Annotated in this window: 12 protein-coding genes and 1 pseudogene; 4 read left to right on the top strand and 9 right to left on the bottom strand. The window is 69.6% G+C overall.

Features of this window, described 5'->3' with window-relative positions; translation table 11 throughout:
- Positions 1 to 84 precede the first annotated feature (84 nt).
- The 4 genes and pseudogenes from ACX9TP_RS12875 to ACX9TP_RS12890 form a co-directional block, all read right to left on the bottom strand.
- Positions 85 to 801 carry an SDR family oxidoreductase gene (locus ACX9TP_RS12875; RefSeq protein WP_482980012.1) on the bottom strand — a complete coding sequence of 239 codons (717 nt, stop codon included), beginning with the start codon at positions 799 to 801 and terminating at the stop codon, positions 85 to 87.
- Between the two features lie 29 nt (positions 802 to 830).
- Complete coding sequence (locus ACX9TP_RS12880; protein WP_482982160.1) at positions 831 to 1,412, bottom strand: IS630 family transposase; 582 nt, start codon at positions 1,410 to 1,412, stop codon at positions 831 to 833.
- On the bottom strand, positions 1,358 to 1,576 hold the full coding sequence (locus ACX9TP_RS12885) for a winged helix-turn-helix domain-containing protein (protein ID WP_482982373.1): 219 nt from the start codon (positions 1,574 to 1,576) through the stop codon (positions 1,358 to 1,360). Before ACX9TP_RS12885 ends, ACX9TP_RS12880 begins: the two co-directional genes overlap by 55 nt.
- A 96-nt stretch (positions 1,577 to 1,672) precedes the next feature.
- Positions 1,673 to 1,789 (bottom strand): annotated as a pseudogene (locus tag ACX9TP_RS12890) (hypothetical protein); the annotation flags it as partial.
- Positions 1,790 to 2,053: 264 nt separating this feature from the next.
- Between ACX9TP_RS12890 and ACX9TP_RS12895 the strand changes: the two are divergent.
- Positions 2,054 to 3,094 (top strand): IS630 family transposase, encoded by a 1,041-nt coding sequence (locus tag ACX9TP_RS12895; RefSeq protein WP_482979987.1) that lies wholly within the window; start codon positions 2,054 to 2,056, stop codon positions 3,092 to 3,094.
- Between the two features lie 81 nt (positions 3,095 to 3,175).
- Here the strand turns inward: ACX9TP_RS12895 and ACX9TP_RS12900 are convergent, their stop codons facing one another.
- On the bottom strand, positions 3,176 to 3,487 hold the full coding sequence (locus tag ACX9TP_RS12900) for a nuclear transport factor 2 family protein (RefSeq protein ID WP_482980013.1): 312 nt from the start codon (positions 3,485 to 3,487) through the stop codon (positions 3,176 to 3,178).
- A gap of 80 nt (positions 3,488 to 3,567) precedes the next feature.
- Here ACX9TP_RS12900 and ACX9TP_RS12905 point away from each other — a divergent pair, with 80 nt between their 5' ends.
- A complete protein-coding gene (locus ACX9TP_RS12905) occupies positions 3,568 to 4,470 on the top strand; it encodes a LysR family transcriptional regulator (protein WP_482980014.1) in 903 nt (300 codons plus the stop codon).
- Positions 4,471 to 4,539: 69 nt separating this feature from the next.
- Here the strand turns inward: ACX9TP_RS12905 and ACX9TP_RS12910 are convergent, their stop codons facing one another.
- From ACX9TP_RS12910 to ACX9TP_RS12925, 4 genes are all read right to left on the bottom strand, one after another.
- Complete coding sequence (locus ACX9TP_RS12910) at positions 4,540 to 6,267, bottom strand: CotH kinase family protein (RefSeq protein WP_482982161.1); 1,728 nt, start codon at positions 6,265 to 6,267, stop codon at positions 4,540 to 4,542.
- Between the two features lie 179 nt (positions 6,268 to 6,446).
- Positions 6,447 to 7,073: a LysE family translocator gene (locus ACX9TP_RS12915; RefSeq protein ID WP_482980015.1), complete on the bottom strand. Its 627-nt coding sequence runs from the start codon at positions 7,071 to 7,073 to the stop codon at positions 6,447 to 6,449.
- 104 nt (positions 7,074 to 7,177) lie between these two features.
- Positions 7,178 to 7,636, bottom strand: coding sequence for a heavy metal-responsive transcriptional regulator (locus ACX9TP_RS12920; RefSeq protein WP_482980016.1), 459 nt, complete (start codon positions 7,634 to 7,636; stop codon positions 7,178 to 7,180).
- Positions 7,605 to 8,054 carry a hypothetical protein gene (locus tag ACX9TP_RS12925; RefSeq protein ID WP_482980017.1) on the bottom strand — a complete coding sequence of 150 codons (450 nt, stop codon included), beginning with the start codon at positions 8,052 to 8,054 and terminating at the stop codon, positions 7,605 to 7,607. Before ACX9TP_RS12925 ends, ACX9TP_RS12920 begins: the two co-directional genes overlap by 32 nt.
- 209 nt (positions 8,055 to 8,263) lie before the next feature.
- Between ACX9TP_RS12925 and ACX9TP_RS12930 the strand changes: the two genes are divergently transcribed.
- Together ACX9TP_RS12930 and ACX9TP_RS12935 are read left to right on the top strand one after the other, a co-directional pair.
- On the top strand, positions 8,264 to 11,020 hold the full coding sequence (locus tag ACX9TP_RS12930; RefSeq protein WP_482980018.1) for a TonB-dependent receptor domain-containing protein: 2,757 nt from the start codon (positions 8,264 to 8,266) through the stop codon (positions 11,018 to 11,020).
- Between the two features lies 1 nt (position 11,021).
- Entirely contained in the window at positions 11,022 to 12,320 is a 1,299-nt protein-coding gene (locus tag ACX9TP_RS12935) for a hypothetical protein (RefSeq protein ID WP_482980019.1), read from the top strand.
- The last annotated feature ends 2 nt before the right edge of the window (positions 12,321 to 12,322 follow it).

The raw sequence follows: 12,322 nt of genomic DNA on the forward strand, positions 1-12,322 counted from the left end.
AGTTCGGCAGGGCTCCTTGCCGGTCGCATGCCCCGGAAGCTGTGCATGCGGCCGGAATTTGTCTCGGAACTTCTGGCGACCTACTTAGCTCACGGGCACCGTCCCGCCGTCGATCACGTACTCCGCCCCGGTGATCGCGCTCGCTCGGTCCGAGACGAGAAACCCGATCAGCTCGGCGACCTCGGCCGGACGCGCGGGGCGCCCGAGAGGAATTCCGCCGAGCGAGCGCATCACGAGCTCCTTCGCGCCCGCCTCGTCGGTGCCGTGCTTCGCCGCGATCTCGCTCATGAATCCGACGGAGGCCTCGGTCTCGACCCAGCCCGGTGACACGCGATTCACGCGCACGCCCTGCGGCGCGACCTCCTTCGAGAGGGCCTTGCTGTAGTTCGAGAGTGCGGCCTTGGCCGAGGCGTACGCGGTCGTCGCATCATGAAGCGGCATCTGCCGCTGGATCGACGTCACGTGCACGACCGCACCGTTCCGGCGCTCGAGCATTCCGGGGACCAGTGCCCGGTCGAGACGCACCGCCGCCATCAGGTTCAGGTCGATCGTCTTCTGCCACGCGTCGTCGTCGAGGACGGAGAAACCGCCCGCCGGCGCCGACGTTCCACCCACGACGTGGACCAGGATGTCTATTGCTCCGGCGGCCTTCACGACGCGCGCGCAGCCCTCGGCCGTGGCGACATCGGCGGCGATGAAGCCCTCGCCCGTTCCCTCCCGCGCGGTCGTCAGCACCGTCGCGCCGGCCGCGCGCAGCCATGCGACCACCGCCTTGCCGATGCCCTTCGTTCCGCCCGTCACGAGCGCGCGCTTACCCTCTAGCACGGTGATCACGGCGGTTGAGGCGGGTAGCCGCAGTAGGCGAACCAGGCGGCCGCGTCCTGCGGCCGCACGGTGGAGAGCGCCTCGCGCATGGCCTCGATGAGGGCGGCGTGGGTTCGCGCGCCGATGGCCCGCAGGCGCGTCTTCACCTTCAGCCAGCACGACTCGATGGGGTTGAGGTCGGGGCTGTAAGGCGGCAGGAAGAGGAGATGGGCCTTGCGGCTGCGAACGAGCGACTCGACTGCGGGACGGTGATGGGCGCTGAGGTTGTCCAAGACAACGACGTCGCCGGGCTTGAGGACGGGAAGTAGCCCCTCTCGGACGTAGGTCTCGAAGCGTTCGCTATTGGTGGCGCCCTCGAAGGTCAGCACGGGCCCCATCCCCTGGAGCGTCAGGTCCCCAATCATCGTGAGGACCTGCCGACGGCCCATCGGTACGTAGCCGCGTGTTCGCTGCCCTCGTTGAGCACGCCCATAGCGGCGAGTCATGGTGAGGGTGGCGGCGGTCTCATCGATGAAGTGGAGCTGCGAAGGCTTCAGCTCGGAGGCTTTATCCAGGTACCGCCGTCGCGCCTGGCGACTCTTCGCCAGCCGCCGCTCGGAGGCGAGGAGCGACTTTTTTTACGCGTGTAGCCCAGGCGCCGGAAGGCACGTCCCATGGTAGGGCGGCTCACCCGTACGCCTGTCGCCTTGGCGTAGGCATCCGCAATCTCCTGGGTGGTGCTGTCGGGGCTGGCATCCAGCAGCCGCTTCACCTTGGCGAGTTGCGAATCCGGGATTCGATAGTGGGGCCGCGGGCCAGGACGCAGCGGAGCGATGGAGTGGGTGCGCTTCCAGCGGCCGACGAGCCGATCAACCGTCGCGACCCCTACCCGAAACCGCTTGGCAAGTTCTTCCCACGTTTCTTCGTGCGCCAGGTACGCCTCGAGAATGCGTTGTCTCAAGTCCATCGACAGTGGAGTGCCCATAGTCCCAATTTGTGGGCTCCGCAGCGCACTGCCTTGCTCCTGTGCCACGGGACGGACCGATTCAGGGCTGCGCTACTTGCTTCGCACGATCAGCCTCCACGAGCACCGTTGTAAACCAACGTTCGCGATCGTCGATCGCGGTTGGAGAGCGAGCAGGCGCGGAGCAGACGGGAAGAGGCGGCAGGGGCACTTCCCGTTCGGCTCTGTGTGCGCAGAAAACCTGAGAGCGAGAAGGCCCTGCCCAAGGGCAAGGGTAGGTTCTGGTTGAAGCGTCGGCAGCGCCAGGCGCTGCTACGCTGGGGCGAGCTGAGCGGCTGCCCGCTCACCCTGCGGCGGTGCATGGCGGTGGCCGCCGTGGCGCGCGGCGAGTCGTGCAGCGCTGCGGCTCACTTCCTGGGGTGCGCCACCTCCACCGTCGTGTGCGCCGTGCGTCGCTACCGGGAAGGCGGGCGCGAAGCCCTCCGGGACAGGCGAAAGGGCAACGGCCAGCCCAAGGTCGATGACCGATTCCGCGAGAAGCTCTCGCGCGTGCTGGTGGGCACGCCCGAGGACTGGGGTTGGTGCCGGCCCACCTGGACGCGGGAGTTGCTGTGCCTGGAGCTGGAGCGCCGAGGCATGCCGCGCGTGTCCGTGGCGACCATGGGCCGGGCTCTGGCCTCACTCGGCGCGCGGCTCAAGGCAGCCAAACCCATCGTCCAGTGCCCCTGGCCGGGGTGGAAGCGCCGCCGCCGGCTCTACGAGTTGAAGTGCCTGGAGAGGTACACCCCGCCCGAGGAGCCGGTGCTCTACGTGGACGAGGTGGACATCCACCTCAATCCCAAGGTGGGACGCGACTGGTGCCTGCCCGGTCAGCGCCGGGTGGTGGTGACGCCCGGCAACAACCAGAAGCGCTATCTGGCCGGAGCTCTGAATGCGAGGACGGGGAAGCTGACGTGGGTCGAGGGCAAGTCCAAGGCCAGTGACCTCTTCATCCAGCTGCTCTGGCGCCTGGCGGGCGAGTACCGACGGGCTCGTCGCATCCACCTCATCCTCGACAACGCCTCGGTCCACAGCAGCAAGAAGACGCTCAAGGCGCTCGCGCAGCTGGGCGGGCGCATCGTGCTCCACTTCCTGCCGCCGTACTGCCCGGAGGGCAACCGCATCGAGAGGGTGTGGCTGGACCTGCACGCCAACGTCACCCGCAATCACCGCTGCCGCACCCTGGCCCGCCTCATGGAGCGGGTGCAGGCCTACCTCTCCGGACGCAACGCCCAGCGCTCTGCCAGTCCAAGCCTGCGCCGAGGGGACCTCAGGCGCACCGCCTGAGGTCGTGCGAACATCGCGATCGGCCGTTTAGCTCTCTCATCACGTCATCTCCTTCCGCAGGGTTGAAATGGACAGCGCGGCTCACGCGCCGATGCTCAAAGCCGAAATCCGATCGCCCTTCATCCGGAACGCAAAGGTGAGCGTGATGGGGCTGCCGGGAAACTGGCCCGTCACCTTCGCGCGAACCTCGCAGGCATCGTCCTTCGCGTTCACCTCGAGCGGCTGCGCGACGGCCTGATACTTCACCTGGGAGTCACGCCACCATTCGTCGATGGCCGCATGCCCGACATGCCGATGTCCCTCATCCTCGACAACGGCATCAGGCGCGAAGGCGTGGAGCGGCGTGGCACTGTCCGCGTCGAAATAGGCTCGTATTGATGGGGGCATTGTCATGACCCAAGACGTAAGCCCGCGCGATTGCCCGCTCAATAGGGACAAAGTAGGATGTGACATCCCGACTTACAGGACTATCGATGTATCAACCCGGACTGAATGATCTCGATGCCGTCCTCGCCGTCGCTCGCAGGAGCTCGTTTCGCGGCGCGGCCCTCGATCTCGGGATGTCGACGACGGCGATGAGCAGCGCGATCGCGAAGCTCGAAGCACATCTTGGCGTCCGCCTCTTCAACCGCACGACGCGCAGCGTCTCGCTGACCGACGCCGGCAGAGCGTTCGTCGAACAAGTGGCTCCGGGACTCGCGGACATCCGCGGCGCGATGGACGCGGCTCGCTCCCAGCAGGCAAAGCCGTCCGGCATGCTGCGCATCAACACATTTGCGACAGCGGCGCGCGAGATCCTCGCGCCGCTGGTGCTGGAGTACCTCCGCCGCCATCCGGACGTGCATGTCGACGTCGTGACCGAAGGCCGGCTGGTCGACGTCGTCGCCGAGGGGTTCGACTTCGGCGTGCGGATGGCGAACCTCGTGCCCACCGACATGATTGCAATTCCGCTTGGAGAGCCCCAACGCCATGCCATCGTCGCTTCGCCGGCGTACCTGAAGAAGCACGGTCGGCCGCGCGTCCCATCGGACCTCTTCCGTCATCGGTGTATCCGGGTGCGATTGCCGAACGGCAGCCTCTTCCGGTGGGAGTTCCGTAAGCGGGGGCAGACGGCCCTGATCGATGTGACGGGGCCCATCACGCTGGACGAGGCCAGCCTCTCGCGGATCGCAGTCCTGGAGGGCATCGGACTCGGCTTCTTCATGGAGCCGGACGTGCGAGGCGACATCGAAGCGGGACGCCTCGTTCGCGTGCTCGAGGACTGGACACCGGAGCTCGCTCGGCTCTGCCTCTACTACCCTGGCCGGCGCAATTCCTCGGCCGCTCACACGGCGTTCGTCGCACTGGCCCGCGAAGTCGCGGTAGCTCGCAAATGAGGCTCGCAGAATGAAACGGAGAACCTCGAGAGCCAGCGGCGGCAGTAATCGTTGAGCGGCTGCGCCCCTCTACGGCAGCCGCTCCTGCAGCGCGGGCCAGCGCGCCTTCACCCACTGGCGCACGTACTCGACTTCCCCCTCGTACTCGTTGAAGTCCTGGCGGGCATGCCAGGCGGGGAAGTTGCCGTAGCCGTGCTCCGGCGGCGCTGGCGGCGGCGGGGCGAAGCTCTTGTACTTCGGCCCCCACTTCGCCCAGTCGCGCTTCGCGGCGGGCGCCGTCTCCTTCACGTAGCCGTCGATGAGGGAGAGCGCCGTCTCCAGCTTCAGTTCCTCGCGCAGCAGCTTGCGGTAGCGCTCGCGCATCGGCCCGGCGATGGTCGGCTCGTCCAGCATCCGCTTGAAGAGCAGGTTGTCGCCCTCGAAGGTGGGGCGCGCGGTGGGGGACGAGCGGGTGGTGTCGAAGTTCTGGCCCAGGCTCGCGTCCAGGTCCCACGGGATGAAGCGCCACGGCCCACCAGTGGCCGGGTCATAGGCGTGGTAGGAGTTCTTCCCCTGCGAGTCCGTACCGAGGATGAGCGTGTTGAAGATCCACCAGTCCTCGTAGTCGCTCGCCTTCGCCCGCTGCGGGAAGCCCGTGCGGAAGGCCGCCGCGTCCGAGTCGGCCACGAAGGCGACGAAGTCGTTCAGCGTGTCGAAGTCGTGGGGCTTGCCCTCCTCGGGCGTGCCCTCCTTCTTCTCGAAGCCCAGGCTGAGCCGCGACTTGGGCGTGCCGTCGTTCGCCAGGCGCGAGAAGTTGGCGTTGTTGTCCACGGCCTTGAAGAGGTCCGCGTCCTTGGAGATGCCGTGCGCGGCCATGAGGCGTTTGTCCACGTGGTCCGCCACCGTGTAGACGCCCATGAAGCGGTTGTTCATGTAGAGCACCGCGCTGTAGGTGCGAACCTTCACGTGGTCCGGCGCCATCCGGTTCCACAGGTCGAAGGCCAGGCGCGCGCGGACGTAGGAGTTGTCATTGAACGTGGTGATGAGCACCACGCGCTTCTTGTCCTTGAAGTCCCCGCCGAAGACGGGCTCGCTGAAGAGGTCCTCGTCCTTGAACTTGAAGGTGAGGCTGCGCTTGGGGAACACGCTGGAGGTGGCCCCGCGGTACTGCGCTTCCATCTCGAAGCGGCGCCCCCGGTAGACGAGCTGCGCGGGCCGGTAGCCGCCCGAGGTGAGGGTGCCCTCGAAGGACAGGTGGAACACGGGCAGCCCGTACTCCTCCGTGTACTTCGCCGGGTCCGCGAACTCGACCTTGTCCGAGGCCACGATGTTCGGCGCCACGCCCACCTTGAGCGTGCCCGTCTCGCCGGTGCTCCGCTCGCGCAGGACGAGGTTCCACACCGCCGACTGGGCCCGCGTGGGCGTCCAGCGCAGCGTGGCGGTGGGCTCGTCGAAGCTCGCGCCCTGCGGCAGGTCGTCCACGGTGAAGCGCACGTCCGTGGCCTTGTGGCCCGTGCCGCACGTCACGGTGGCCGTCACCGGCTCGCCTTCCTGCACCCAGCGCGCTTCACCCGCGGTGGGCGCGCACACGGTGGGCTTCGGCGGCGGAGTCCCCGCGTCCGGAGTGCCGGCGTCCGTCTCGACGGGAGGCGGGCCCGCGTCCGGCGTCCCGCCGTCGGTGTCTCCCGGGGGCGGCAGGCCCGCGTCGGTCTGCCCGCCGTCTGGAGTGGGAGAGGGGCTGGGACCCGGGGCTTCGTCCCCCGGCCCGGGTGCGTCCGGTCCACCGTTGTCCGCGCTGGAGCCTCCACAGGCCACCATCAGGCCCGTGACACATGCCAGCAAGACGCCCGCAAAGCGTTTCCCCGCCACCTGAGTCCTCCCCCTCGCCCGTTCCGCCTTCAGGGCCAGAGGAGTAACCATCCGGTGACGGCGCGGGGAGTCAGCCCGGACGTGTCACTGTCAGCCCGCGGACGGGAAGGAGCAGCCGGGCAGGCGTGTCAGACGGCGCCGTGCATCGTGGCCAGCACCGCGCCCACGGAGACCAGGGCGACGCCGGCCAGCCGCTCGCGCCAGATGATGCCCCGCGCGGAGCTGGACAGCCGTCCCCCGGCGACGCCGAGCCACGCGTAGACGGCCAGCACCGGCACCTCCACCACGACGCAGGTGAGGCCGTACACGGCGAACTGCGTGACGGCGCTCCTGCCGGGGTGGATGAACTGGGGGAGCAGCGCGCCGAAGGACAGGATGGACTTGGGGTTGGCCAGCTGCTTGATGAAGCCCTGGGCGAAGCCGCTGTCCCACAGCGCGGGTCGGGGCCGCTGCTCCAGGGACAGGCTCGACCGGGCGTTCAGGAGGGTGCGGACCCCGAGGTAGACGAGGTACGTCGCGCCCGCGTAGCGGATGACGTTGAACGCGATGGGGGAGGTGGCCAGCGCCGCGCCCAGCCCGGCGGCGGAGATGAAGAAGTAGACCGCGTTCCCCGCTTGCACACCGAGCGCCGCGCCCATTCCCGCGCGGAAGCCGCGCGACATCGCCTGGGAGATGACGAGGAGAACCGCCGGTCCCGGGGTGATGGAGAGGACGAACATCGTCAGCGCGAAGGTGGCCCAGAGGGGAAGGTCCATGGTGGATGCGTGCCGCCGGGTGGGTGTTGCGAGGCGTTACCCTACGGACGGAGCTGGCCCGCATCAAATGACGAGCGTTCCCACGGCCAGCGCCCGGGCGGGACTCAGCCCCTCGCGCGCCGGGCCGGAGGCAGACTCCCCAGGGACGCGAGGACGGGGCACTCGGCCTCCTCGTCGCAGACGCCCTCCGCGAGCAGCTTGAGGATGGCGCGCTTCATGCGCTGGAGGTCCTTCACCCGCGCGTCGATGGCCTCCAGCTTCGCCGCCGCGAAGCGCTCCACCTCGGTGGAGGAGGGCACCTTCCTATCGGACACGGCCAGCAGCGCGCCCACCTCGCGCAGCGAGAAGCCCAGCTCCTGCGCCCGGCGGATGAAGCGCACGCGGGTGACGTGCCGGGGCTCGTAGACGCGGTAGCCGCTCGCCGTGCGGCGGGGGGCGGGCAGGAGCTTCTTGCGCTCGTAGAAGCGCAGCGTGGGGATGCCGACGCCCGCGGCGGTGGCCAGCTCGCTGATGCGCAGGGTGGTGGGGACGTCAGAGCGCTGGGGAGAGGCGCGCGGGCTCATGGAGGTTCCTCCACCACAGGATGGCACCGCCCTGCACGAAGAACCATGCCAGCTCCAGGGTGAGCATGACGGCGAGCAGGGACGACTGGCCCCTCCACAGCGCCCAGGCCATCCACAGGGAGAAGAAGGCGCGCCCCGCCGTGTCCACCGCGCCGAAGAGGGGCTCGGGGCGCCAGAGGCGCAGCACCGCCCACAGCGTGACGATGGTGCCCATGAGGCTCACGAACAGCAGGTGCATCGGCCCGAAGTCGGGCGGGGTGGCGCCGGACAGGCCGAGCCCCACGTGCAGCCCGTGCAGCTGCTCGAGGAGCCAGCCCCCCGTGAAGGGCGTGGCGAAGGGAAGGGTGACGACCAGGTCGTAGAGGGCGCTGGCGCGGACGACGCGGGACGTGGCTCGGAGGGCTTCGGGTCGGTTCATGCGAAGGAGGCTACGGTCTGCACCAAGGTGCAGGGTCAAGCGCCTTTCGCTCCGGTTCCCGGATGGTTGCGGGCCTGGCGCCCGGTGTCCCGGATGGGGCATCCGACCCGCCGCGAGGGGTAGACAGTTTCGCTCGCGCATGCAGGTCCGGGGGCACGGAGGCCATGGGGAGCCAGCGGGCAGACTTGGCCGCGTATCCCGATCAGGTGATGAATATCCCCCAACGACTCGCAGTGTTCCTGTTCGCGCTGACCACCCTCCCAGGTGTCGTGGGGGCCCAGGCCCCGCCCACCGCCACCGGCGAGCCCCGCGCGGTGGAGGTGGACGTCCAGGCCACGGACGCCGGCACGGCCGTCTCCTCCGACGACGCGTCCCGCCTGGGACTGGCCGCCGACGGCGGCGCGGTGTGGCTGCAGCCGCCCGCGCTCGTCGCCGACTCCCCCGCCGCGTGGCCCGAGGGGGTGAAGGGCGCCGCGTCGGAGGTGAAGCTGGTGCTGCTCGTGGACGAGCACGGCGCCGTCACGGAGGTGAAGGTGGCGCAGCCCGCCCCCAACGAGGCGCTCACCGAGGCCGCGGTGAAGGCCGCCTCCGGCCTGCGCTTCACCCCCGCGCTCATGGCCGGCAAGCCCGTGGGGGTGCGCATCAACTACAGCTACCGCTTCGAGCCTCCCGCCGACCTTGTCTTCACCCAGGCCCGCATCCAGGGCGAGGTGCGCGCCCGGGGCACACGGCGCCCGCTGGTGGAGGCCGCGCTCTTCGTCGACGGGAGCCCGGAGCCGGCCGCGCAGGTGGACGAGCAGGGCCGCTTCGAGGTGGAGGTGCCCCCGGGCGCGCACCGCCTGGAGGTCCGCGCGCCGGGCCACCAGCCCATCACCTTCGAGGAGACGGTGGTGGAGGGACAGACGCTCGCGGTGGTGTACCGGCTCCAGCCCACCGTGGTGAACCCCTACGAGACGGTGGTGAGAGACGAGCGGCCGCGCACGGAAGTCACCCGCATCAGCCTGCACGAGCAGGAGATTCGCGAGGTGCCCGGCACGCAGGGGGACCCGTTCCGCGTCATCATGCTGATGCCCGGCGTGGCCAGCGTCGCCTCCGGCCTGGGCTACCCGGTGGTGCGCGGGGGCCAGCCCGCCGCCACCGGCTACTTCCTCGACGGCGTGCGCGTCCCCATGCTGTACCACCTGCTGCTGGGGCCCGCGGTCATCCACCCGGACTTCATCGACACCATCGACTTCTATCCGGGCTCGCCGCCGGTGCAGTACGGGCGCGTGCTGGGCGGCGCGGTGGAGGGGCGGCTGTCGCGGCCCCATGAGGACCGGCTGCACGCCACCGCCTACGCGGACCTCATCAACGCGGGAGGCTTCGTCGAGGTGCCCTTCGAGAAGACGGGCACCTCCGTCACCGTGGCCGGCCGCTACAGCTACACCGGGCTGCTCATCCCCGTGGTCTACGCCATCTTCAACGACGAGGAGGAGAACCCCATCCATGCCGGCTTCTGGGACTACCAGCTCCGCGTGGAGCAGAAGGTCGGCGAGGGCCGGCTGCGGCTGTTCGCGCTGGGCAGCTCGGATGCCGTCGGTGAGGACTCGGGCAACTACGAGGGCGGCCTGGGCGGCACCATCATCTCCCGCTTCCACCGCGTGGACCTGCGCGGCACGCACCCGCTGGCGGGCGGCGAGGGCGAAGTGGGCCTCACGGTGGGCCTCGACAAGGTGGGGATTCAGGGGCAGCGGACGCTGGAGCTGCGTCCGGGGGAGGGCCTCAGGCAGCTCAACTCGGGCGAGTACGGACTGGACCAGCTGTCCTTCTCGGCCCGTGCGGGCTGGAAGCGGCGGTTCTCGGACGCGCTGGAGGTGCAGCTCGGTGGGGATGTGGAGCACCGGCGCGTGGCCACCACCATCACCGGCGCCGCGCGGCCCCCGGGCTGGCGGCCCACGGACGACGCGCACCCGCTCAAGCAGCCCTCGTCGCTGGGCACCCTCGCTGGCGCGTACGCCACGGCGACGTGGCGGCCCGCGGAGAAGTGGCTGGTGGTGCCCGGCGCGCGCGTGGACTCGTACCACCTGGTGCCCGGCATCAACCACGTCGCCGTGGAGCCGCGCCTCAGCGTGCGCCACGCCTTCAGCGACACGCTCACCCTCAAGGGCGGCGCGGGCCTCTTCCACCAGCCGCCCACCATCCTGCTCCACCTGCCCGCCATGGACATCTCCGGCCTGCGCTACGGCCTGCAGCAGGGGGCCCAGTTCGACGTGGGCGCCGAGTGGAAGGCGGCGCAAGGGTTGGAGCTGAGCGCGGACGCCTACTTCAACCCGCTGTGGCGCACGGTGGAGTTCGACGTGAAGCAGGTGCTGGAGAACCGGCAGCGCCGGGGCCTCCTGCGCGGGGACCCGGCCGCGAGCGGCTACGCGTACGGCCTCGACCTGATGGCGCGCCACCCGCTGGGCCGCAACTGGTTCGGCTGGGTGTCGTACAGCTTCCTCCAGAGCAAGCGGCACAAGCGCTTCGCCCGGTACAACGACGACACCAGCGTCCGGGAGATGGCCGAGGCGGACGTGCCCTTCGCCTTCGAGCAGGCGCACGTCTTCAACGCGGCGCTCAGCTACAAGCTGCGCAACAACTGGACGCTGGGCACGGTGGTGCACTTCAACACCGGCCGTCCGGAGTCCGGGGAGATTTCCTCCGTCACCCAGCGCGAGGTGCGCACCGCGGACAACTTCTTCGCGTGGGTGCGCGAGGACGCGGACCAGGTGGACCGGCTGGCGCCCTTCTTCCGCGTGGACTTCCGCGTGGCGAAGTCCTGGGCGCTGGAGGACTTCAACCTGGAGGCCTCGCTGGATGTCCTCAACCTGTCCCTCCAGAAGGAGGTGTTCGCCTACGAGTACACGCGCAAGGGCGGCAAGCTGCAGCGCGAGTCCCTGGGGATTCCCGTCATCGTTCCACTGCTCGGACTGAAGGGGAGCTACTGAGATGCGCCATCCATTCCAGCTGCTGGGACTGCTCGTCCTCGCCTCCACCGGGTGCGACCGGCTACAGGACGACCCCATCTTCGCCTATGGCCGCGCCGAGCAGCGGGACGGCTCGCCGCTGGTGGGCGCGACGCTTTCCTACGAGCGGGCGAGGGTGGAGTACCCCACCAACTCGGGTGTGCCGGAGCCCTGGCCCAAGCCGAAATTCACCCCCTACGGGACGGCCACCACCGAGGCCACCGGGGACTACTTCCTGGAGATGCGCTTCGGCGACGTGCAGGCGGAGAACCCCCTCCAGCCCGAGGCCCCCACCTCCTATCGCTACCGCGTCTCCCGGCTGGAGGAGGATGGTGCGGGCACCTTCGTGTCCTTCGAGTTCAGGGACGACGTGGAATTGCCGCTGCTGAAGACCTGGAACGCGCGCCTGACGCTGACGCCGGGGCCCGAGGGTACCGTCGTGTCCTACGCGCCGGCGCCCCCCCCATCAGAGGTGCCCGTCACCGGCGAGGTGGCCTATACCGTCACGCTAGAGAACGAGGTGGTGCGCGGCCCGCCGTCGGTGCCCGAGCCGGTGCTCCTCGTCACGAGCGGCGGGCAGCCGGTGTTCCGCTGGTGGGGCGCTCCCTCGCCATGGACGGCGAGCCCCTATGTGCTGGAGGACTTCGCCAGCCCCGAGGTGCAGCTGCGGGCCATGAGCCTTGGCGAGTGGTGGTTCTACCCGCTGGGGGCGAAGCACTCTCCGCTGACGTTCCGCCAGGAGTGGCGCACGGCGCCCATGCCGATGCCCGCCGGCACCCTCAAGCCCGTCAGCCGGGGCGTGTCGTGCACGCCCGCGCCCGAGGGCCCCTGTCCGTGGACGGATGGGCGCCTGGAGCAGGTGAAGGTGCCGGCGGTCGGCATTCCCACGCAGGGGGGCCAGTGGCTCACCCTCACGCTGCCCGGGCCCACCCGCTTGAGGCACGCCGTGGTGAGGGGCATGCCCGGTACGAACGGCAGCTTCTTCATCCTCGAAGGCAGCGTGGACGGCGAGCAGTGGACGCGTCTGGCCCTCACCCCCCTCCTGCTGTCCGAGGACCTCACGGACCCGAGCCGCCGGATGCTCGCGGACCAGACCGAGTGGGACAGCCCGTTCGATGAGGGGCTCCGCCGGCTCGATGAAGCCGGCCTCTTCGGGGAGACGCCGCTGGAGGACGTGGGGCCGGTCCGCTACGTTCGGCTCACCGGGACGTCGTACGCCAACGGGAACAACGGCGTCGGCAGGAGCATCCCCATCCTCGCCGAGGTGTCCCTGTTCGAGTAGGC

The organism is Pyxidicoccus sp. M15, from assembly GCF_056858435.1.